Source organism: Anaeromyxobacter sp. Fw109-5, assembly GCF_000017505.1.
Taxonomy (GTDB): domain Bacteria; phylum Myxococcota; class Myxococcia; order Myxococcales; family Anaeromyxobacteraceae; genus Anaeromyxobacter.
The window spans coordinates 224,692-244,616 of the sequence record NC_009675.1 but is presented as its reverse complement, the minus strand read 5'-3'; the positions used below and the strand labels follow the sequence as shown (position 1 = coordinate 244,616).

Genomic DNA, 19,925 nt, shown 5'->3' with positions numbered 1-19,925 from the left:
CGATCACGGGCGGCGGGGCAGGAAGGGCTCGGGGTTGAGCAGCTTGTAGGTCTGCGGGTCCATCACGCTCTCCGGGAACTTCCGCGGGCGGAGCTCGTGCAGCACGCGGGCGGTGTTCTCGGCGAGCGTGGAGGCGATCTTGAGGCGGCGGTCGCGCTCCTCGAACGCGCCCACCAGCGCCTGCAGCCTGCGGATCTGGGACTCGGGCACCAGGCCGATGCGCCGGACGAGGAAGAGCGCGCTGCCGGCCAGCCAGACCTCGCGCGTCTCGAGCTCGCGGGCGGAGTCGAACGGCGGCGCGAAGCCGTAGTGGGCGAGCAGATCGACGAGCTTCGGCACGACCTTGGGGCCGAACCGGGCGAGCTCGACCTCCACCTCCCACGGGGACATGCCGCGCGCCCGCGCCTCCTCGGCGATGGGCGTCTTCCACTCCATGTACAGGTCCTCGTACAGGGCGAGCCAGATCCGCATCCGCTCGCGGCGCGGGGCGCGGTTCACCGCGCGCACGAAGGGGGCGGGGTCCGTCTCGCGGAGGTGGCGCTCCACCGTGGGGACGGGGTTCAGGGCGCGCAGGTTCCGCACGAAGAACGCGCGCGACGGGTGCGGGCACAGCACGTTCACCGTGAGGAAGGCGCGATCCGCCCCCCGCCCGAACAGCCCCGCCCGGTCGAGCGTCCGCAGCGCGCCCACCATCGCCGTCAGCAGGGCGCGGTCCAGGGACTCGCGCCGCTCCAGGGGATCCGGGAGCGGCACCGCCCGCACGGCCGCGTCGAAGTCGTGGTGCGCCCAGTCCTCCACCGACCAGCGGAGCAGGCGCCGCCCCGCCTCGCCGCGGAAGCGCGGATCGTCCGCCGCCCGGGAAGTCGCGGCGCGCGCCAGCCCCTCCTCCGTGTTCGCGGAGGCCTCGACCCACGCGTAGCCGGACTCGGCGCTCGTGTAGAGCGCGAAGGCGTAGAGGGTCTCCGAGCCGATCTGGGCTCGCAGCGCCTTCACCGCGGCGGCCGTGCGATCGGTGAGCGCGCGCCGGAAGGCGGCGAGATCGAACGACGGCGCGGGCCCGGAGCCGACGGAGGACGGCGATCGCATGAGCACCAACGGTAGCGCCACCCCCCGCGCGCTTCCATCCACCCCCGCGCCGGTCGGCGACCGCAGGGGTCGGGTTCCCGCGCCGGCGCGGCGCGCTGGCCGTGACGCGCCGCGGTCAGGCGACGCAACGGAAGTCGCGCACCTCCTCGAACCCGCCCTTCGCGAGCTCCTCGCGGATGAGCCCGCGCGCCCCCGGCGCTCCGACCGCCACGAGCAGCGGGAGCCCGCGCACGCGGCCGACGTCCTGGTAGCCGACGACCGGCGCGCCGCGCACCTGCCGGCCGATCTTGTTGCGGTCGACCTCCACGAACATCGCCACCCCGATCCCCTCGCGGGCGAGCGCGTCGGCGAAGGCCTTCCCCGTCTCGCCCGCGCCCCACAGCGCCACCTCGCGCCGGCCGGCGAGCGGACCCGCGGCGAGGTACCGGCACTTGAGGGCCACGTGGCGCGCCAGCGCGTAGCGCGGGTCGGTCCGCGTGGCGCGCGTGGGGGCCTCGCGCCAGGCGAGCAGCGTGCGCGGGTGATTGGCCAGGCGGCCGCCGGCCGCGTCCACGCGCAGCCAGAGGTCGTAGTCCTCGGGGAAGTCCCCGTCGCGCCAGCCCCCGACCGCCTCGAGGGTCGCGCGGCGGAGGGTGGTCGAAGGGTGAACCAGCGGCGCCTCGACGAAGAGATCGCGCCGGAGCTCGCCGGGCGTGGTGAGCCCGTTCAGCCAGCCGACGTACCGGCGCATCCCCGGACGGACGAGCGGCCCGGGGAAGAGCCGGACCCGCGCGCCCAGGACGGCGAGCGTGGGATCCGCCCCGAGCGCCTCGCGCTGGAGCGCGAGCCGCTGCGGGTGAGCGACGTCGTCCGCGTCCATGCGCGCGACGAGCTCGGCGTCGCACCGCGTGAGCCCTCGGTTCAGCGCGCGCGCGATGCCCTCGCCCGGGCCGCGCACGACGACGACGCGCCGGTCGCGCGCGGCGAGCCGCTCGAGGACTTCGCCGGTGGCGTCGCGCGAGCCGTCGTCCACGCAGACGAGCGCGAGGTCGCGCTCCGTCTGGCGCAGGATGGACACCGCCGCGGCGCGCACCGTGGCGGCGGCGTCGCGGGCGGGCATGAGGACGGCGACGCGGGGCACGCGGGCGGCGCGAGCGCGGGCGGCGAGGAGCGCCTGGCTAGCCGCGGACGGCGCCCTCCCGCTCGACCGGCACCGCGCCGATCTCGGCGCACAGCCACTCCGCGGCGAGCAGGTAGCCGCGCATCCCCAGCCCGGTGATCTGGCCGCGGCAGGCGGGCGCGACCACGCTCGTCCGCCGGAACGCCTCGCGGGCGTGGATGTTCGAGAGGTGCACCTCGATGACCGGGACGTGCGGGATCGACTTCAGGCAGTCGTGCAGCACGTAGCTCGTGTGCGTGAGCGCGCCCGGGTTGAGGACGATGCCCCGCGCCACCTTGCGGTGCTCGTGCAGGAAGTCCACGAGCGCGCCCTCGTGGTTCGACTGGAACGCCTTCACCTCCACGTTCCAGGCGGCGCAGGCGTCGCGGACGAGCGCCTCGACCTCGGCGAGCGTGGTGCGCCCGTACACGTCGGGCTCGCGCTCGCCGAGCAGGTTCAGGTTCGGGCCGTTCACGAGGAGTATCATCTGGTCGCCTTCGCCTTTCCGGCCGCGCCGCGGCCGCGGGCGAGCCTAGCGCGCCCGCGCGCCGGAGTCGAAGCGCGCGAAGGGGCGGGCGCCTCCAGCTCGGCGACCGTCGCCTCGATCGCCGCCGGCTCCGCCGCGACGTCCCACTCCACCGTCCAGCCCCCGTTCTCCGTCGCGAGCGGGAGGACCCAGCGCAGGCCGCCCTCGCCGCGCTTCTTGTCGAACGCCATGAGCTTCGCCGCCGCGCGCGCGTCGGCCCGGGGCACGCGCGCGGGGAGCCCGGCCTGGGCGATCCGCTCCTCGACCGCGGCGACCGCGTCCGCCCCCACCCGGCCGAGCCGCGCCGCGAGCCGGAACGCGAACGCCAGCCCGATGGCCACCGCCTCGCCGTGCGCGTAGCGGGAGAAGTCGCCGGCGGCCTCCACCCCGTGCCCGAAGGTGTGGCCGAGGTTGAGGAGCTTGCGCGGCCCCTGCTCCGTGGGATCCGCCTCGACGACGTCCACCTTCATGCGGGCGCAGGTGGCGATGACGAGCGGGTCCACCTCGTCGCCCGCGAGCTGCTGCCCGAACGCGCCGAGGAGGGCGGGCTGGAGCGCGGCGTACTTCAGCACCTCTCCCTTGCCGCTCCGGAGCTCGCGCGCGGGCAGCGTCTCGAGCGCGGCGGGATCGGCGAGGACCGCCTCCGGGGGGTGGAAGGCGCCCACGGCGTTCTTCGCGCCCGGCAGGTTCACCGCGGTCTTGCCGCCGATGGCGGCGTCCACCATCCCGAGGAGCGTGGTGGGCACCGCCGCCCAGCGCACCCCGCGCATGTAGGTCGCGGCGAGGAAGCCGGCGGCGTCGGTCACCGCGCCGCCGCCCAGCGCGACGACGAGGCTCCCGCGCGTCGCGCCCGCGCGCAGCATCGCCACCGCGGCGCGCTCCAGCTCGCGCAGGGTCTTGCCGCGCTCCCCGTCCGGCAGCACGTGGACGAGGGCGAGCGGCGCCTCGCGCTCCAGCCGGGCGCGCACCGCCCTCCCGAACGGCGTGCGGAGCACGCGCGCGCAGGAGACGAGCATCACGCGATCGTGCTCGTCGGCGAGCGCGCCCACGAGCTCGGCCGCGCCGGCGCCCACGCGCACCGGGTACTCGTGCTCGCCCTGCCGGGCCGGGATCACCTCGACGACGTCGGTCACAGCGACTCCAGGATGCGCCGGGCGACCGCCTCGGCGGTGAGGCCGTCCACGGCGACGGTGAGGTGGGCGCGGCGGTAGAGCGGCAGCCGGCGCCCGAGGAGCTCCGGCCAGCGCTCCGCGAGGGGCCGGCCCGCGTCGCCGGCGCCGAGCCGGCGCGCGGCCTCGGCGGCGGAGACGTCGAGGAAGACCACGCGGCCCGCGGCGAGGAGGCGCGCGGCGCTCGCGGGATCGCAGAAGGCGCCGCCGCCGAGATCGGCGACCACGCCCGCCGGGAGCGCCGCCACCGCCTCCCGCTCCAGCGCGCGGAAGCGCGGCTCCCCGTCCTCCGCGAAGATCGCCGGGATGGGCTTGCCGGCGGCGCGGACGATCTCCTCGTCGAGGTGCACCACCCGGCGCCCGAGGAGCCGGCCGAGGTGGCGCGCGACGGTGGACTTGCCGGAGCCCATCATCCCGGCGAGCGCCAGCGTCTCAGCGGATGCGAGCGGCATAGGCCTCCACCGCCTTCTCGACGTCCACGAGGGCGTCGCCGCCGAACTTCTCGAGGAAGGCGTTCGCGAGCTCCCAGGCGACGACCGCCTCCCCCACGATCGCCGCGGCCGGCACCGCGCACACGTCGCTCCGCTCGTACCGCGCCTGCGTCGCCTCGCGCGTCGCGAGATCCACCGTCGCGAGCGGCGTGAGCATGGTGGGGATGGGCTTCATGTACGCCCGCACCCGCAGCGGCATCCCGTCCGTCATGCCGCCCTCCAGCCCGCCCGCGCGGTTGGAGGGCCGGTGGAAGCCGCGCGCGGGGTCGTGCTGGATGGCGTCGTGGAACTCCGGGCCGGAGCGGCCGACCTGCGTGCCGTCGCCGATCTCCGCGGCGCGGATCGCCTGCACCCCGCAGAGCGCGCCGGCGAGCCGCGCGTCGAGGCGCCGGTCCGGGTGCACGTGGCTGCCGAGCCCGATGGGGAGGCCCGTGGCGTGGACGTCGAAGGCGCCGCCGATGGAGCCGCCGCGCGCCTTCTCCGCGTCGATGAGCGCCCGCCACTCGGCCGCGACCGCCTCGTCCTCCACGTGGAGGTCGGAGGCCTCGATGGCGTCGCGCTCCGCGTCGGTGGGCGGCTCCTCCACGTGGCGCAGGCGCGGCCCGATCGCGACCACGCGCGAGGAGACCCGCACGCCGAAGCGCGCGAGGAGCTGCTTCGCGAGCGAGCCGAGCGCCACGGTCACCGCGGTGGAGCGCGCGCTGGCGCGCTCGAGCACGTCGCGCGCGTCGGTGAGCGCGTACTTCAGCGCGCCGGCGAGGTCGGCGTGGCCGGGGCGCACCTGGGTGAAGGGCCGCCCTCCGCGCGCGTACGGCGAGACGAGGTCCTTCCAGCTCTCGTGGTCCTTGTTCCACACCACGAGCGCGATGGGGGCGCCGAGCGTCACGCCGCCGCGCAGCCCGGCGAGGAACTCCGCCTCGTCCTTCTCGATCTTCTGGCGCCCGCCGCGCCCGTAGCCCTTCTGGCGCCGGCGCAGATCCCGGTTCACCTCGTCGAAGTCCACGGCGAGGCCGGCGGGGAACCCCTCGGCGATGGCGACGAGACCCGGCCCGTGGGACTCGCCGGCGGTGAGGTAGCGGATGGTCATGTGGCCCTTCCCGGCGCGGCGATGGCGGCCGCCATCAGCGCCTCGGGCGCGGCGCGCCCGGTCCAGAGCGCGAACGAGAGCGCGCCTTGCCGCACGAGGATGCGCTCGCCGGAGACGAGCCGCGCCCCCGCGTCCCGCGCGGCGCGGGCGAGGGGCGTGTCGCCGTAGACGAAGTCGGCGACGAGCTGGCCGGCGCGCACGCGGAGCGGCAGCGGCGCGTCCTCCGGGTGCAGGCCGACGGTCGTCCCGTTCACGACCGCCTCGGCGGCGTCCGCCTCCGCCTCGAGCGCGCCCCAGGGCACCGCGACGGGCGCCGGCGTGCCCGGGCCGGCCAGGGGCCCGAGCTCGGCCGCGAGCCGCTCCGCCGCATCCTGCCGGCGCGCCGCGATGCGCAGCACGGCGCCGGCGCGGACGAGCGCCCACGCCGCGGCCCGCGCCGCCCCGCCCGCCCCGGCGAGGAGCGCGGGCGCTCCGGGACGGAGCCCCTCCTCGCGGAGCAGCATGAGGCACGCGGCGGCGTCGGTGTTGAAGCCTTCCCAGCCGCGCTCGGTGCGGCGCAGCGTGTTCACCGCCCCGACCTCGCGCGCCACCGGGTCCACCGCCTCGCACAGCGCCACCACCGCGCGCTTGTGCGGGACGGTGACGTTCAGCCCCTGGAACCCGAGGGCGTGGGCGCCGGCGACCGCGGCCGGGAGCCGCTCGGGCTCGACCGGCAGCGCGACGTAGGTGGCGTCGAGGCCGAGGTGCTCGAACGCCGCCGCCTGCATCTGCGGCGAGCGGCTGTGGCGCACGGGGTTGCCGAGGACGCCGTAGAGCGCGGTCCGTCCGGTGATCACGCGCCGCCCTCGCACAACCCGTCGAGGAGGGCGAAGAACGACGGGAAGCTGGTCGCCACGCAGGCCACGTCGTCGAGCACCACCTCCTCGCCGCCCGCGAGGAGCTGCGCGACCGCCATCGACATGGCGATGCGGTGATCGAGGCGCGTCTGCACCGCCACGCCGCGGAGCGGCGTGGGCCCCTCGATGGCGCAGCCGTCCTCGAAGAGCTCGATCTTCGCGCCCGCGCGGGCGAGCGCCTCGCCCATGGAGGCGAGCCGGTCCGACTCCTTCACCCGCAGCTCCTTCGCGTCGCGGATGACGGTCCGGCCCCGCGCCTGGGTGGCCATCACCATCACCACGGGCAGCTCGTCGATGAGGCGCGGGATGATCGCGCCGCCGATCTCCGTGCCGTGGAGCGCCGCCGCGCGCACCGTCACGTCGGCGCGCGGCTCGCCTGCGACCTCGCGCTCGTTCGCGCGCGAGAGCGCGGCGCCCATGGCGCCGAGCACGTCGAGGAGCCCGGTGCGGGTCGGGTTCACCCCCAGGTTCCGCACCGTCACCTCGGAGCCAGGCAGGGCCGCGGCGGCGCAGAGGAAGAAGGCGGCCGAGGAGATGTCGCCCGGCACGTCCACCCGCCCGCCGCGGGGCCGCGCCGGCGCCACGGTCACCTCGAGGCCGTCCACGCGCACCGGCACGCCCATGCCCGCGAGCATCCGCTCGGTGTGATCGCGCGAGCGCTCCGGCTCGACGACGGTCGTCTCCCCCTCCGCGAACAGCCCCGCGAGCAGGCACGCGCTCTTCACCTGGGCGCTCGCCACCTCCAGCACGTGGCGCGCGCCGCGCAGCGGCCGGCCGCGCACCACCACCGGCGGGAGCCGATCGCCGTCGCGCGCCGAGAGGTCCGCGCCCATGCGGCGCAAGGGCTCGATGACGCGGCGGACGGGCCTGCGCCGGAGCGAGGCGTCGCCGGTCAGGATCGACAGCCCGGGCACGCCGGAGAGCACGCCGGTGAGGAGCCGGAGGCTCGTGCCCGAGTTCCCGCAGTCCACGACGTCGCCCGGCTCGCGCAGCGCCGGGGGCGGCACCACCACGAGCTCCTCGCCCTCGGCGCGGACGGTGGCGCCGAGCGCCTCGACGGCGCGGCGGGTGGCGTGCACGTCCTCCGCGTCGAGCAGGCCGCGCACGCGGGTCTCGCCGGTGGAGAGCGCGCCGAAGAGCAGCGCGCGGTGGGAGATGGACTTGTCGCCCGGGACCTCGATCGATCCCCGGAGCGGCCCCTTGCGGCGGCAGGTGAGCGAGCCTGTCAAAAGATCTCCTCCCGCGCTGCGCGCGCGGCCTCGAGGGCGCTGCGCGCCGCCTCCGGCGACTCGGCGATCGCGGCGAGGAGCCGCGCCAGATGACGCTCGAGGCGCGCCGCCGCCTCGGGGAGCCCCGCGTTCCGCCGGGCCACCTCACCCTGGATGTCGAACGGGAAGGCGGCGAGGCGGGTCATGTCCTTGAGCCCCGGCCCCGCCAGCCTCACCGCGAGGGGGCCGGCCTCTCTCGCCGCCACCGCCAGGGCGGAGGCCACGAGGTACGGCAGGTGCGAGACCATCGCCACCGCGGCGTCGTGCTCGGCGGCGGTGCAGCGCTCCACCCTCGCGCCGAGCGCGAGGTGGAGGGCGACGACGCGCTCCACCGCGTCGGGGGCCTCGGCGGGCGCGGCGTCGGTGCACACCGCCACCGTGCCCCCCTTCCACTTCTCGGCGCTCGCGCCGGCGTAGCCGCCGTGCCCGCCGAACATCGGGTGCGCGCCCACGAACGCCACGCCCGGCCGGACCGAGGCGCGGGCCGCCGCCACGACGTGCGCCTTCGCGCCCCCGACGTCGGTGAGCACCGCGCCGTCGGGCAGCAGCCGGGACACCGGCCCGAGGAGCGCCTCGATCGCCGCGACGGGGGTGCAGAGCACGGCGAGCTCGCACGCCTCGAGGGCGACGTCCGGCGCCGCGCGCGCCTCGTCCGCGACGCCGTCGGCGAGCGCCTGCGCGCGCACGTCCTCGCGCGGCTCGACGGCGACGAGGCGCACGCCGGGGTCGGCCGCGCGCACCGCGCGCGCGAGCGAGGCGCCCATGAGCCCGAGGCCCACCACGCCGACCGTGCGAGGGAATGGGCTCGCGGCCACGGCTAGAGCTCCCGGCCGACGGCGGAGGCCACCGCGGCGAGCCTCGGCACGAGGGCCTCGAGGTCCGCGGGCGTGAGCGACTGCGGCCCGTCGGAGCGGGCGCGCGCGGGGTCGGGGTGCACCTCGAGGAGCAGCCCGTCGGCGCCGGCCGCGACGGCGGCGAGCGCCATCGCCGGCACGAGGCTCCGCTTGCCCGTGCCGTGGGAGGGATCGACCAGCACCGGCAGGTGCGTGAGCTCCTTCAGGACGGGGACGGCGGAGAGGTCGAGCGTGTTCCGCGTGGCGCGCTCGAAGGTGCGGATGCCGCGCTCGCAGAGGATCACCTCGGGGTTCCCCGCCGCGAGCACGTACTCCGCCGCCATGAGGAGCTCCTCGATGGTGCCGGACAGCGCCCGCTTCAGGAGCACCGGCTTCGAGGCCCGGCCGACGGCGCGCAGCAGGTCGTAGTTCTGCATGTTGCGCGCGCCGATCTGGAGGCAGTCGGCGTACTCCGCCACGAGCCCGACCGCGTCCGGGCTCATCACCTCGGTCACCACCGGCAGGCCGGTGAGCTCGCGCGCCCGGGCGAGCAGCTTCAGCCCCTCCTCGCCGAGGCCCTGGAACGTGTACGGCGAGGAGCGCGGCTTGAAGGCGCCCCCGCGCAGCAGCCGCGCGCCCGCGGCCCTGGCCGCCCGCGCCACCGCCTCGAGCTGCTCCCAGCTCTCCACGGCGCACGGCCCCGCCACGACCGGCACCCGCGCTCCGCCGAACGTCACCGCACCCGTGCCGCGGCCCACCGTCACCACCGTCCGGCCGGGGTGCAGCTCCAGGGAGGCGAGCGCGTACGGCTCCGGGACGCCCTCGATCTCCGCCTCGGAGGCGCTCTTCTCGATCGGCACCATCGTCGTCCAGTTCCTCTCTCGCCCCACCGTCACGGCTGCCGGTGCAGATCCGGCCGCAGCGCCTGCGCGCCGCGAAGATACACGTGACTGCGTGGGCCCGCGGAGTCGACGTGCAGTAGCACCCGCACCACCCGCGGCATCGATCCCGGCACGGGGATCTCCTGGGAGCAGATCATGGGGACCTGCGTCCAGCCGGCCACCCGCGCGGCGCGCGCGGGGAAGTCGGCGTCCAGGTCGTGCGTCACGGTGAAGATCGCCCACACCACGTCGGCCGGGCCGATCTCGTTCCGCCGCTCGATCTCGCGACAGAGCTCGACGACGGCCTCTTCCATGGCCGGAACGGTGTTCGCCGCGACCTGGGTCGCCCCACGGATTCCGCGCATCGGGAGCGGAAGAGTCTAAGGAATGCGCCCACCCCTGTCCACAGGGCGAGGGGCCGGACGTGCGCAGCGCGGCCCTCGCGCGCGCTCTTCACCCAGCGTCGACGCGATCCGGGCGCGCGAGGGGACGGGGAGCACCCTCGACGGGGAGCCGCCAGACGTGCTTGCAGCGGCGGCACTTCAGCTCCACCGCGCCGTCGATCACCCGGGCGAGCAGGCAGCCGCACCCGCAGCGGACGTCCTCGCACGCGTGCGGCGCCGAGGCGTCTCCCTCCTCCAAGTTGCGACTGCTTCTCATTTTCAGCAGACGATAGCGGCGCCGCCGGGGGCTGTCAAACGAGCGCATCCTCCCGCCCCGACCGGACGCCCGGCCCGGGGCGACTGGCCCGAGGAACCGCCGCGCGCCGGCGGCCCGCCGTCCTCGGCTCAGCGGCGCGCCCCGATCGCCTCCGCGAGCGCCACCCTCCGCCGCGCGGCCTCGACGTGGAGCGCCTCGACGAGCCGCCCGTCCACCACCACCACCCCCTGCCCCGCCGCCTCCGCCGACGCGTGCGCCGCGATGACGCGCCGGGCCTCCTCGAGCTCGGCCGGGTCCGGCGCGAAGGCGCGGTTCGCCGCGGCGATGGTCCTCGGGTGGATGAGGGTCTTGCCGTCGAAGCCGAGGTCGCGCCCCTGCCGGCAGCTCGCCTCCAGGCCGGCGTCGTCGTCGAGCTCGAGGTGGACGCCGTCGAGCGCGGCGAGCCCGAACGCGCGCGCGGCCAGCACGATGAGCCCGAGGCTCGTCAGCACCTCCGTCCGCGCGGGCGTGTGCCGCGCGCCGAGGTCCTTCACGAGGTCGCTCGTGCCCGCCACGAGGCAGGCGAGCCTGCGCGAGGCGGCCGCGATCTCGGCGGCGGCGAGCACGCCGCGCGGCGTCTCGATCATGCACCACAGCGCGAGCCTCTCGGAGGCTCCGGCGGCAGCGAGCGCCGCGTCGGCGGCGTGCACCTGCGCGGCGGACTCGACCTTGGGCAGCACGATCGCGTCCGGCCGGGCCCGCGCCGCGGCGGCGAGGTCGTCCGGTCCCCACGGAGTGGCGAGCCCGTTGACGCGCACCGCCACCTCGCGTTGGCCGAAGCCGCCCGCCCGGAGCGCCTCCACCACCCTGGCGCGCGCGTCCCCCTTCGCCGCCGGGGCGACGGCGTCCTCCAGATCGAGGATGAGGCCGTCGGCCTCGAGCGAGCGCGCCTTCTCGAGCGCGCGCGCGTGCGCGCCGGGGACGTAGAGGACGCTGCGGCGGGGACGTACGAGGTTCACGGGGGCTCCCTCCAGGCGTGGCGCCCCGCAGCCTGCCAGAGCGCGCGCGGCGCGCCCAGCCCGGGCCGCGCCCCTAAGGTCGCGCCGGGTTGCGGGCAGGGCGGCGCCGCCGAATCCTCCTCGCATGACGTACGCCGCCGCCGTCGTCGCCGCGCTCCTCTCCTCCCAGGCGCAGGCCCAGGCTTCTCCCCGCACGCCGCCCCCACGGGAAGCCGTCCAGACGATCGCGATCCCGGAGCGGCAGGCGGGCGCGGAGGAACCGGGCCAGCAGGGAGCGGCAGCGACCGAAGCCCGGGCTCCGGACGAGCGAGCGGCGAGCGCGCCGTCGCCGACCGGCGCGCCGGCGCCGCCTGCGGCCGCGCCCGAGGCCGGCCCCACGGCGGCCGCCGACCCGGCCACCCCGGGCGCGGCGGGGATCGCGCGCCCGGAGGCGAGCTCCCCCGGGGGCGAGGAGAGCCTCGAGGCCGACCGGCAGGAGGCGATCCGGGAGGAGCAGATCCGGCTCGACGCGCAGGCGCTCGCCGACGCGCAGTCCGCCGCGCGCGCGGAGCAGCTCCAGCTCGAGATCGAGGCGCTCCGAGACGAGGTGGACGCGCAGCGCGCGCGGGCCGAAGCCCTGGAAGAGCGCCTCCAGGCGCGCGAGGCGGAGGAGGCCCGCCGCGCGGCCGAGGCGGCGGAGTCGACCCTCGCCCGGGCGGAGTCCACCGCGGCGGCCCTGGGCGACCTGGACACGGCGATGCGCGCGCTCGAGGCGGGCGACTCCCGCGGGCTCGACGCCGCGCTGGCGTCGCAGGCCGACGCGCTGGAGGCGACGCGCGGCGAGGCGCAGCGGCACGGCGCGCTCGCCGAGGCGGCGGGCACCGGGGCGAGCGCGGCGCACCTGGCGGAGGCACGCGAGGCGCTCGCGCGGGGCGACCTGTTCACGGCCCGCCTCGCGCTCGTGCGCGCGACCCTCGCCGCGCGGGGAGCGCACGCGCTCGCGCGCGAGGGGGCGGGCGCGGCCGCGGCGACGACGGGGACCGGCGCCGGGTATTGAGCTCTACCCCGGCGGCCAGCCCATCCGCCGTCCGCCGAGGACGTGCAGGTGGATGTGGAACACGCTCTGGCCCGCGTCCCGGTTGTGGTTCATGACCACCCGGTAGCCCGGGCCGTCGATGCCGCGCGCCTTCGCGATCGCGGCGCCGGCGCGGAAGAGCTTGCCGACGAGCGCGTCGTCCTCGGGGGCGAGGTCGACCATGGTGGCCACGTGCTTGCGCGGCACGATCAGCACGTGCGTCGGCGCCTGCGGGTTCAGGTCCTCGAACGCGACCGTGTCGGCGTCCTCGTGGACGATCTTCGCGGGGAGCGTCTTCGCCACGATCTTGCAGAAGAGGCAGTCGGACATGCTCGTTCTCCTCGGTAGCCCTGCGGGCTGCGTCCCGGGCGCTCGCCCAGGGTGTCGTCACCGCCGCCGTCAGAACAGGCGGCGCGAGTCGAGCAGGATCGTGACCGGCCCGTCGTTCACCAGCTCGACGTCCATGTGCGCGCGGAAGACGCCGGTCGCGACGGCGAGCCCCTTCTCGCGCAGCCGGCCGCAGACCCGCTCGTAGAGCGCGTTCGCCAGCTCGGGGTTCGCCGCGTCGACGAAGCTCGGCCGGTTGCCCTTGCGTGCGTCGCCGAGGAGCGTGAACTGCGACACGACCAGCAGGCCGCCGCCCACCTCGCCGACGGAGAGGTTCATCTTGCCCGCGTCGTCCTCGAAGATGCGCAGCCCGGCGAGCTTGTCGGCGAGGAGGTCCGCGTCGGAGGGTCCGTCCTCCCGCGCGACGCCGAGGAGCACGAGGAGGCCGCGGAGGATCGCCCCGGACACCCGGCCCTCGACCCGGACCTCTGCCCGGGACACCCGCTGCACCACCGCGCGCACGGACCGTTCCATGGCACGCCGGCGCGCCGGGTTCAACGTTCCCGTGCGGGCGCGCGGCGCGCGCGGGCGGGTGAGGATCCTCGCGGGGCCTGCGGGTCCCCTCGGGTGACAGCCCGGGGGGCGCGTGCTAGTCCTCCCCACCCGACGCATGCTCCTCCTCCGCGACGCGCAGAAGTCGGATCTCCCGAGCCTCTCCCGGCTCGCGAAGGTGCTGAACACCGTCAACCTCCCGTACGACGAGCGCGCGCTCGCCCGGATCATCGAGCAATCGGTGCGCAGCTTCGCGGGGCGCATCCGCGATCCGCTGCAGCGCGCCTACGTGTTCGTCGCCGAGGAGCCGCGCTCCGGCCGCATCATCGGCACCTCGATGGTGATCGCGCAGCACGGCACGCGGGAGTCCCCCTGCACCTTCTTCGACGTCTCCGAGCGCGAGCACTACTCGTCCACGATCGACCGGCACTTCAAGCACGAGGTCCTCTCGATCGGCTACCACTTCGACGGCCCGACGGAGATCGGCGGCCTGGTCGTGGACCCGGAGGAGCGGGGCGGCGAGGAGCGCGCGGGCAAGCAGCTCGCCTACGTCCGCTTCCTGTACCTGGCGATGTTCCGCGAGCGGTTCCGCGAGAAGGTCCTCGCCGAGCTCATGCCGCCGCTCACCAAGGACGGGCGGAGCGCGTTCTGGGAGGCGTTCGGCAAGCGCTTCACCGACCTCGACTACCAGACCGCCGACAAGAAGAGCCGCGAGAACAAGGAGTTCATCCAGCAGCTCTTCCCGCCCGTGGACGTGTACGCGACGCTCTTCCCGGAGCAGGTGCAGCGCAACCTCGGCAAGGTCGGCCCGGAGACCGAGCCGGTGCGGCGGATGCTCGAGCGGATCGGGTTCCACTACGTGAACCGCATCGATCCGTTCGACGGCGGTCCGCACTACGAGGCGAGGCTCGAGGACGTGACGCTGGTGCGCGCGTACCGGCGGGCGAAGCTGGCCCCGGAGCCGCTGGAGCGCGACGGCGAGGAGCGGCTCGTCGGGCGCTACCGGACGGGCGGCAAGATCCGCTTCCGGGCGGTGCGCACCCCGGCCCGGCTCGACGGCGAGGTGCTCCGCATCCCCGCGAAGGCACGCGCGATTCTCGAGGCGAGCCCCGGCGAGCGGCTCCACCTCGTGCCCTTCGAGTAGGCGCCTCGGTCGACGCGGCGCCTTCACGAGGAGCGAAGCAACCCCGGGTAAGGAATACCCTTTCGAGTGTCAGAGGGTTGAGCTAGAAGGCTCGCCCCATGACCTCGAACCCCCGCTTCCTCGCCCTCCTCGCCGTGCTCGCGCTCGCCGCGGCGCCGGCGAGCGCCCAGCAGGCGGGCGGCGCGCGCGCGACCGCCGCCGCCGCCGAGCCGCCCTTCCAGGCCTTCTCGAGCACCAACGTCCAGCTGCTCCAGGGCTACAACTTCGACGATCCGCTCTACTACACCGACGGTCGCATGACCACGGTGACGCTGAACCACTTCTCGACCTGGGAGTACGGCGACAACTTCGCGTTCGCCGACTTCTACGCCGGCCACTTCAGGAACGGGTTCAGCCCCTCCCACGAGGACGCCGGCGAGTACAAGCTGTACGCCGAGTGGCACCCTCGCCTGTTCCTGAACCGCGTGCTCGGCCAGAAGGAGCCGCTGTTCGGCTTCATCAAGAACTGGGGCCTCGCGGGCGAGCTGAACCAGAGCGAGGGCTTCGGCGCCTACCTCGCCGGCGTCGGCTTCGACCTCACCCTCCCGGGCTTCGCGGTGGCCGGCCTGAACCTCTACTACCGCTACGACTCCGTCCTCGACTCGATCGACGAGGGGAACCAGTGGCAGGTGAGCCCGTTCTGGACGGTGCCCTTCTCGATCGGCAAGGTGCCCTTCCTCTTCACGGGCTTCGTCGACGTGAACGGCACGCACGACTTCGCCGCGGACGAGTCCTTCGTCGAGATCTGGGCGCAGCCCCAGCTCCTCGTGGACGCGCTCGCGCCGTTCGGCGGGAAGCCGAACCGGCTGTGGGTCGGGACCGAGTGGTTCTACCACCGCCACCCGGTGGAGACCGCCTCGGCGCCGCAGATCATGGTGCAGTGGACGGTGTACTAGTCCCGCCGCCGCGACGGAACCGCACCCGGGGCCGCGCCCTCCGCGAGGAGGCGCGGCCCCTCCGCTTCCGGGCACCGGCGCTCGCTCAGATCCGCACGAGCGTCGCGAGCCAGGCCTTCGCGCCGCCCGGGTGGACGAGGCTCTCGAAGCGCGCCGGGCGGATCCGCACCATCGCGAAGAGCGAGCGGAACGTGGCGCGGAGGTCGTACTCGGCGACACGCCGCGGGCCGGGGCCGGGCGGCTCCTCGTCCGAGAAGCAGAGGACGTGGAGCGTGCCGCCCGGCGAGAGCACCTCGGTGAGCGACTCCGCGTACGGACGGCGCTCCTCGTCCGAGAAGACGTGGAACAGCCCGCAATCGACCACCGTCTCCACGCGGAGGTGGAGGCGCCTCAGCTGGAGCGCGTCGGCGACGTGGAACGCGACCGGGAGGCCGCGCTCGGCAGCCTTCTCCCGCGCCCGCGCGATCGCCGCGCGCGAGCCGTCCACGCCGACCACCCGCTTGCCGAGGCTCGCGAGGTGGAGGGCGTTCTCCCCGGTGCCGCAGCCGACGTCGAGCACGGTGCCCTTCACCTCGCCCTCGTCGGCGAGCTTCACGATCTCGGGCTGCGGCCGGCCGATGTCCCAGGGGGGCGAGCCCGCCAGATAGGCACTCTCGAAGTCCCTGCGCGGTCCGTCGGCCATCGCCGCTTCTTAGCCCACGCGGCGGGCGACCGCGACGGCGACCGACCTCGGCGCGAGGTGGAAGGCCCGCGCCCCCGCCGGACGCGATCACGCGCGGGACTCGCGGGGCGCGGCCAGAACCCGCGTCCTTCCACGCGTGCGCTCGCCTGCTCCCCCTTTCGCCCTCCCCTCGGTGGCGTGCGGCCCCCGCCGGTGCTACGTTCCGCGGCCGATGTCCCGTGCGCTCCACATCGGCGCCGGGGCGACGCGAGGCGGGAGCGGGTACCGCTTCCCGGCGCTCGTCTGGTCGCTCCTGCACGTCCCGCTGTTCCTGGCCCTGTACGCGAGCTCGATCGCGGCGGCGGTCGGGAACTCCCCCGCCGCGTACCGGCTCCCGCTCTGGCCCATCTTCCTCCCGCAGGCGGGGCTCCTCGCGCTCGCCGCGTTCGTGGTCGCGCTCCCCTTCTCGCTCAAGCCGGGCGCGTACCGCGTCGCGGCGCCCGCCGTGCTCGGCCTCGCGACGAGCGTCCTCGCGCTGGACAGCCGCATCTACGGCGCGGTCGGCTTCCACATGAACGGCTTCTTCGTCCGCGTGATGTTCCAGCCGTACGCGCTCAAGGAGACGGGCATCTCGCCGGCGGACGTGGCGCTGTTCCTCGGGATCGGGATCGCCTTCGTCGCGCTCGACGTCGCGCTGGGGGCCTGGTTCATCCGTCGCTTCGCGACGCCGCGGCGGACCTGGGGCATCGCGCTGGCGCTGCTCCTCGCCGCTGGCGCGGAGCGCGTGTACGGCGCCGGGCTCGTGTACTTCGGAGGCCCGGCGATGTTCGCCGCCTCCGGCGTGCTGCCGCTCCAGGTGCCGCTGCGCATGAACTCCGTCTACTCGCGCGTGTTCGGCAAGCGCGCGGTGGACCAGTTCGCCGGGCAGGAGTCGCTCCGGCTGCCGGCCGGCGTCGCGCCGGAGGAGATCCGCTTCACCCGCGCGCCGGACGTGCTGTTCATCCTGGCGGAGAGCCTCCCCGCCGCGCACCTGGCGCCGGAGGTGATGCCGAACCTGTGGCGCCGCGCCGAGGCCGGCACCCGCTTCACGCGCCACTACGCGGGCTCCGTCGCCACCCACTACACGCTCTTCAGCCTCCTCTACGGGATCCAGGCGCAGAAGCTCGAGGCGACCCTCGGCGCCGGGCGGCGGCCGGTGCTCTTCCCCGCCCTCCGCCACAACGGCTACGCGGTGAAGGCGCTCTCGGCCTCCTGCCTCGACTGGATGGATCTCCGCGAGACGGTGTTCGCGGGCGTATCGAGCGAGGACCTCAGGAACCGCTGCGACGGCGAGGGCTGGGGCGATCGCGATCCGCAGCTCCTCGCGGACGCGCGCGCGATGGCCGCGGCGGTGCCGCCCGGACAGCCGCTCTTCATGTTCCTGTTCCTCTACGGGACCCACTTCAACTACTTCCACCCGCCCGGCGCCGAGCCGTTCCGGCCGGCCTGGGACGGCTCGGGCGGGCTGCAGGCCACGACGGCGGCGCCCGAGACCATCCGCAACCGCGCGAAGAACGCGGCGTACGCGCTCGACGGCACGCTGGAGGAGTTCCTCTCCTGGTTCGAGCAGGCGCGCGGCCGCAGGCCCCTCGTGATCTTCACCGGCGACCACGGCGAGGAGTTCAAGGAGAAGGGGCACCTCGGCCACGGGTCGGCGGTGACGGACGAGCAGATCCACGTGCCGCTCGTGGTGCTCGGCGACGGGATCCCCGCCGCCACGCGCGACGCCCCGACGAGCCACGTGGACGTGGTCCCCACGCTCTTCTCGCTGCTCGGCGACACGCACGCGCCGTCGCTCCACTCCGACGGCCTCTCGATGTTCGAGGCGCCCGAGGACCGCTTCGTGCTGTCCACCGTGGGCTGGGAGCCCCGCTACGCGGTGATCGGCAAGGACCTCAAGGTCACCGTCTACGCCGGCCTCGCCGGCGCCGAGGTCACCGATCCCCAGGACCGGCCGCTCCCCGACGCCAGCGCCCGGCTCGCCGCCAGCGCGGGCAGGATCCTGCGCGCCATGCGCGGCGAGGAGGTCGCCCCCGCGCACGTGCCGCGACCGCTGCCGGCGGCGGCCACGGTGGGGGACCGGTAGCCCTGCTCCGGGGAAGATCTGCTCGTAGCCTCACGCGTGCAGCTCCACCACGTCGCGATCCGCGAGGACGTGGTGGCGGTCGACCTGCTGGCCCTCGAAGCGCGCGTGGCCCCAGATGCGCGCGAACTTGAGGTGCGCGGCGACGTCGTGGTGCACGAGCGCGGCGAGGTCGTGCACGGTCGCGCCGGCGGGGAGCACGAAGGGCTTGCCCAGATCGGGCTTCTTGCCGGGCTCCTTCGTGTAGACGCGGATCCGTCCCAGCGCGCGGAACAGCTCGGGCCGGAGCGCGTCGAGCCCGTCGCCGCGCGTCGCCGACACCGCGAAGAAGGGCAGCTCCGCGCCCGCCGCGTCGCGCGCGAGCGCGGCGAACGTGCCGCCGTCGTCGAGATCGCGGCGGGTGGCGACCACCAGCACCGGCCGCGCGACGAGGAGGGGCGACGCGCCCTGGGGCGGCGCGCGCCCGCGCGGCCACACGTGACCTCGCGAGAGCACCTCGAGGACCGCCGCGAACGCCTGCGCCACGTCGTCGGCGGTCGGGTCGAGCACCACGATCACGCCGTCCGCGCCCTGCACGAGGTTGGGCAGGTACGGCTCGGTGTGCCCCGCCGCGACGGGGGGCGTGTCCACGAGCTGCACCTGCACGTCCTCGACCGCCGCCATCCCGGGCAGCGGCGCGCGCGTGGTGAACGGGTACTCGCCGATCTCGGGGTGCGCGTGGGTGAGCGCCGCGAGGAGCGAGGACTTCCCCGCGTTCGGCGGGCCGACCAGGATCCACTGCCCGGCGCCCTCGCGCCGCACGTGCCCGGGGTCGGCGCGGTGGCCGCCGCGCGCCGCGTGCCCGGCCTCCTCCTCGAGCTTCGCCAGCCGCTTCTTGAGGTCCGCGTGGAGCTTCTCCGTCCCCTTGTGCTTGGGGAGGAGCGCCAGCATCTCGCGGAGCGCCTCGCGCTTCGCGTCGTGATCCGTCGCCTGGCGGAAGCGCAGCTCCGCGTCCTTGTACTGGGTGGTGAGGTTCGCGGGCACGACCGCGATCGTCGCCGCGGCTTCGCGCCGGGAGACCGTGACCAGGGCGGGGCTGCCCCCACGAAGGATGACGATGCAGGACGGCCCGGCCGAGCGGCCGGGCCGTCGTCCTCATGAGGAGAGCCGGCCCCTACTTGGCGGCCGGAGCGGCGGGCGCGGGAGCCGGGGCGGGAACGACCGGGTGCAGCCTCTGCTGCGCAGCCGTCGCCTTGCTCTCGCCCTGCTGCCTCGCCTGCGCTGCGGTGGCCTGGCCCTTCGCGTCGGCCTCCGCGGCGGCCGCGTGGCCCTGCTCGTGGGCGTCCACGGCCTTCGCCTTGGCCTCGGCCGCGGTCGCCTGGCCCTTCGCGCGGCCGGCGTTCGCCTTCTCGAGGCCCTTCGCCTTGCCCTTCTTCGCCTTCGCCTTGCCGGCGTCGGCCTTCTCGTGACCCAGCGCGTTCGCCTGGCCCACCTGCTCGCCGGCGACCGGGCTCGCCGCGGCGGCCTTCTCCTCGGCCTTCTTCGCGCCGGCGTCCGCCTTACGCTCCGCCTTCGCCGTGTCGGCGTCGGCCTTGGCGTCGGCCTTCGTGGCGGCGTCGGACGCCTTCGTCTCCGCCTTCGCGGCGGCCGCCGTGGTCTTCGCCTCCGCCGTGGTGCCGGCCTCCGCCGTCGCGGCCTTCGCCTTGCCGAGCTTCTGTGCCGCGCCGGGGAGCTGCGCCCGCGCCGGGGCCGCGAAGCCGAACAGCGCCGCCATCGCGAGCGTGAATGCGAACTTCGTGGTCATCGAGTGTCCTTTTCGAGCGGGAGCGAGGTAGCTCCCTCAGTGAGCGTGGCGCAACCGCGGAGCGCGGGCGGCCGGTGGGCTGCGGGAAGCGACGGGGAGTAGACCACCGATATTCAACCGGCGCCCGGTTCCGGCCTCCTGCTTCGTCGAGCGCCCCAGGCGCGCCCGAGTCGACGGATCGGGCTGCGGATGCCACTCCCACGCCGGGTCGGCCCCACGAGGGATGGGCGGGCGGTGGGAAGCGTGCCCCTGCTCCCCGCGCCGCGCCCGTTCTGGGCACGCACGCGAGGGACGCCGTGAGCGACACTCGCGGT

The 19,925-nt window shown here is 75.6% G+C and carries 22 protein-coding genes; 4 read left to right on the top strand and 18 right to left on the bottom strand.

What is annotated here, in order from left to right; all coding sequences use genetic code 11:
• Window positions 1-3: 3 nt before the first annotated feature.
• From ANAE109_RS01075 to ANAE109_RS01015, 13 genes are all read right to left on the bottom strand, one after another.
• On the bottom strand, window positions 4-1,086 hold the full coding sequence (locus ANAE109_RS01075; RefSeq protein WP_049768679.1) for a DUF4303 domain-containing protein: 1,083 nt from the start codon (window positions 1,084-1,086) through the stop codon (window positions 4-6).
• Window positions 1,087-1,201: 115 nt separating this feature from the next.
• Window positions 1,202-2,206, bottom strand: a complete 1,005-nt coding sequence (locus ANAE109_RS01070) for a glycosyltransferase (RefSeq protein ID WP_011984534.1) — start codon at window positions 2,204-2,206, stop codon at window positions 1,202-1,204.
• Window positions 2,207-2,243: 37 nt separating this feature from the next.
• Complete coding sequence (gene aroQ / locus ANAE109_RS01065; protein ID WP_234945214.1) at window positions 2,244-2,699, bottom strand: type II 3-dehydroquinate dehydratase; 456 nt, start codon at window positions 2,697-2,699, stop codon at window positions 2,244-2,246.
• A gap of 8 nt (window positions 2,700-2,707) precedes the next feature.
• Entirely contained in the window at window positions 2,708-3,883 is a 1,176-nt protein-coding gene (locus ANAE109_RS01060) for a 3-dehydroquinate synthase family protein (protein WP_011984532.1), read from the bottom strand.
• Window positions 3,880-4,371 carry a shikimate kinase gene (locus ANAE109_RS01055; protein WP_011984531.1) on the bottom strand — a complete coding sequence of 164 codons (492 nt, stop codon included), beginning with the start codon at window positions 4,369-4,371 and terminating at the stop codon, window positions 3,880-3,882. Before ANAE109_RS01055 ends, ANAE109_RS01060 begins: the two co-directional genes overlap by 4 nt.
• On the bottom strand, window positions 4,352-5,497 hold the full coding sequence (gene aroC / locus ANAE109_RS01050; RefSeq protein WP_011984530.1) for a chorismate synthase: 1,146 nt from the start codon (window positions 5,495-5,497) through the stop codon (window positions 4,352-4,354). Before aroC ends, ANAE109_RS01055 begins: the two co-directional genes overlap by 20 nt.
• Complete coding sequence (locus ANAE109_RS01045) at window positions 5,494-6,333, bottom strand: shikimate dehydrogenase (protein ID WP_011984529.1); 840 nt, start codon at window positions 6,331-6,333, stop codon at window positions 5,494-5,496. Before ANAE109_RS01045 ends, aroC begins: the two co-directional genes overlap by 4 nt.
• The gene (aroA, locus tag ANAE109_RS01040; RefSeq protein ID WP_011984528.1) at window positions 6,330-7,622 is read right to left on the bottom strand and encodes a 3-phosphoshikimate 1-carboxyvinyltransferase; all 1,293 of its coding nucleotides are present in this window, start codon (window positions 7,620-7,622) and stop codon (window positions 6,330-6,332) included. Before aroA ends, ANAE109_RS01045 begins: the two co-directional genes overlap by 4 nt.
• Complete coding sequence (locus ANAE109_RS01035; RefSeq protein WP_011984527.1) at window positions 7,619-8,476, bottom strand: prephenate dehydrogenase; 858 nt, start codon at window positions 8,474-8,476, stop codon at window positions 7,619-7,621. The genes aroA and ANAE109_RS01035 overlap by 4 nt, the downstream gene beginning before the upstream one ends.
• A 2-nt stretch (window positions 8,477-8,478) precedes the next feature.
• Window positions 8,479-9,357, bottom strand: a complete 879-nt coding sequence (aroF, locus tag ANAE109_RS01030) for a 3-deoxy-7-phosphoheptulonate synthase (RefSeq protein ID WP_011984526.1) — start codon at window positions 9,355-9,357, stop codon at window positions 8,479-8,481.
• A gap of 29 nt (window positions 9,358-9,386) precedes the next feature.
• Window positions 9,387-9,740, bottom strand: coding sequence for a chorismate mutase (gene aroH, locus ANAE109_RS01025; protein ID WP_011984525.1), 354 nt, complete (start codon window positions 9,738-9,740; stop codon window positions 9,387-9,389).
• Between the two features lie 88 nt (window positions 9,741-9,828).
• The gene (locus tag ANAE109_RS01020) at window positions 9,829-10,035 is read right to left on the bottom strand and encodes a hypothetical protein (protein WP_049768492.1); all 207 of its coding nucleotides are present in this window, start codon (window positions 10,033-10,035) and stop codon (window positions 9,829-9,831) included.
• Between the two features lie 128 nt (window positions 10,036-10,163).
• Window positions 10,164-11,033, bottom strand: coding sequence for a CoA ester lyase (locus ANAE109_RS01015; protein WP_011984523.1), 870 nt, complete (start codon window positions 11,031-11,033; stop codon window positions 10,164-10,166).
• 124 nt (window positions 11,034-11,157) lie between these two features.
• Here ANAE109_RS01015 and ANAE109_RS01010 point away from each other — a divergent pair, with 124 nt between their 5' ends.
• On the top strand, window positions 11,158-12,069 hold the full coding sequence (locus ANAE109_RS01010; protein WP_011984522.1) for a hypothetical protein: 912 nt from the start codon (window positions 11,158-11,160) through the stop codon (window positions 12,067-12,069).
• Between the two features lie 3 nt (window positions 12,070-12,072).
• Here ANAE109_RS01010 and ANAE109_RS01005 read toward each other — a convergent pair whose 3' ends face one another.
• Both ANAE109_RS01005 and dtd read right to left on the bottom strand, forming a co-directional pair.
• Window positions 12,073-12,417, bottom strand: coding sequence for a histidine triad nucleotide-binding protein (locus ANAE109_RS01005; RefSeq protein ID WP_011984521.1), 345 nt, complete (start codon window positions 12,415-12,417; stop codon window positions 12,073-12,075).
• A 69-nt stretch (window positions 12,418-12,486) separates the two neighbouring features.
• Window positions 12,487-12,936, bottom strand: coding sequence for a D-aminoacyl-tRNA deacylase (gene dtd, locus ANAE109_RS01000; protein ID WP_041448700.1), 450 nt, complete (start codon window positions 12,934-12,936; stop codon window positions 12,487-12,489).
• A 148-nt stretch (window positions 12,937-13,084) separates the two neighbouring features.
• Here dtd and ANAE109_RS00995 point away from each other — a divergent pair, with 148 nt between their 5' ends.
• On the top strand, window positions 13,085-14,110 hold the full coding sequence (locus ANAE109_RS00995; protein WP_011984519.1) for an arginine N-succinyltransferase: 1,026 nt from the start codon (window positions 13,085-13,087) through the stop codon (window positions 14,108-14,110).
• Window positions 14,111-14,208: 98 nt separating this feature from the next.
• Window positions 14,209-15,045: an ion channel protein Tsx gene (locus ANAE109_RS00990; RefSeq protein ID WP_011984518.1), complete on the top strand. Its 837-nt coding sequence runs from the start codon at window positions 14,209-14,211 to the stop codon at window positions 15,043-15,045.
• Between the two features lie 85 nt (window positions 15,046-15,130).
• Here ANAE109_RS00990 and ANAE109_RS00985 read toward each other — a convergent pair whose 3' ends face one another.
• Window positions 15,131-15,727, bottom strand: coding sequence for a class I SAM-dependent methyltransferase (locus ANAE109_RS00985; RefSeq protein WP_011984517.1), 597 nt, complete (start codon window positions 15,725-15,727; stop codon window positions 15,131-15,133).
• A gap of 211 nt (window positions 15,728-15,938) precedes the next feature.
• On the opposite strand from ANAE109_RS00985, the gene ANAE109_RS00980 reads away from it, so the two are divergent.
• Window positions 15,939-17,831, top strand: a complete 1,893-nt coding sequence (locus tag ANAE109_RS00980) for a sulfatase-like hydrolase/transferase (protein ID WP_011984516.1) — start codon at window positions 15,939-15,941, stop codon at window positions 17,829-17,831.
• Window positions 17,832-17,861: 30 nt separating this feature from the next.
• On the opposite strand, the gene ANAE109_RS00975 is transcribed toward ANAE109_RS00980, so the two are convergent.
• Together ANAE109_RS00975 and ANAE109_RS00970 are read right to left on the bottom strand one after the other, a co-directional pair.
• A complete protein-coding gene (locus ANAE109_RS00975) occupies window positions 17,862-18,851 on the bottom strand; it encodes a GTPase (RefSeq protein WP_011984515.1) in 990 nt (329 codons plus the stop codon).
• 130 nt (window positions 18,852-18,981) lie between these two features.
• A complete protein-coding gene (locus ANAE109_RS00970; RefSeq protein WP_011984514.1) occupies window positions 18,982-19,611 on the bottom strand; it encodes a hypothetical protein in 630 nt (209 codons plus the stop codon).
• Between the last annotated feature and the right edge of the window lie 314 nt (window positions 19,612-19,925).

Excerpts from the sequence above, each read along its gene's own strand:
- ANAE109_RS01075 (WP_049768679.1), bottom strand. The coding sequence starts at position 1,086 with ATGCGATCGCCGTCCTCCGTCGGCTCCGGGCCCGCGCCGTCGTTCGAT.
- ANAE109_RS00985 (WP_011984517.1), bottom strand. The coding sequence starts at position 15,727 with ATGGCCGACGGACCGCGCAGGGACTTCGAGAGTGCCTATCTGGCGGGC.
- aroH (WP_011984525.1), bottom strand. The coding sequence starts at position 9,740 with ATGCGCGGAATCCGTGGGGCGACCCAGGTCGCGGCGAACACCGTTCCG.
- ANAE109_RS01055 (WP_011984531.1), bottom strand. The coding sequence starts at position 4,371 with ATGCCGCTCGCATCCGCTGAGACGCTGGCGCTCGCCGGGATGATGGGC.
- aroC (WP_011984530.1), bottom strand. The coding sequence starts at position 5,497 with ATGACCATCCGCTACCTCACCGCCGGCGAGTCCCACGGGCCGGGTCTC.
- ANAE109_RS01020 (WP_049768492.1), bottom strand. The coding sequence starts at position 10,035 with ATGAGAAGCAGTCGCAACTTGGAGGAGGGAGACGCCTCGGCGCCGCAC.
- aroF (WP_011984526.1), bottom strand. The coding sequence starts at position 9,357 with ATGGTGCCGATCGAGAAGAGCGCCTCCGAGGCGGAGATCGAGGGCGTC.
- ANAE109_RS01005 (WP_011984521.1), bottom strand. The coding sequence starts at position 12,417 with ATGTCCGACTGCCTCTTCTGCAAGATCGTGGCGAAGACGCTCCCCGCG.
- ANAE109_RS00990 (WP_011984518.1), top strand. The coding sequence starts at position 14,209 with ATGACCTCGAACCCCCGCTTCCTCGCCCTCCTCGCCGTGCTCGCGCTC.
- ANAE109_RS00995 (WP_011984519.1), top strand. The coding sequence starts at position 13,085 with ATGCTCCTCCTCCGCGACGCGCAGAAGTCGGATCTCCCGAGCCTCTCC.
- ANAE109_RS01010 (WP_011984522.1), top strand. The coding sequence starts at position 11,158 with ATGACGTACGCCGCCGCCGTCGTCGCCGCGCTCCTCTCCTCCCAGGCG.
- ANAE109_RS00980 (WP_011984516.1), top strand. The coding sequence starts at position 15,939 with ATGTCCCGTGCGCTCCACATCGGCGCCGGGGCGACGCGAGGCGGGAGC.
- ANAE109_RS00970 (WP_011984514.1), bottom strand. The coding sequence starts at position 19,611 with ATGACCACGAAGTTCGCATTCACGCTCGCGATGGCGGCGCTGTTCGGC.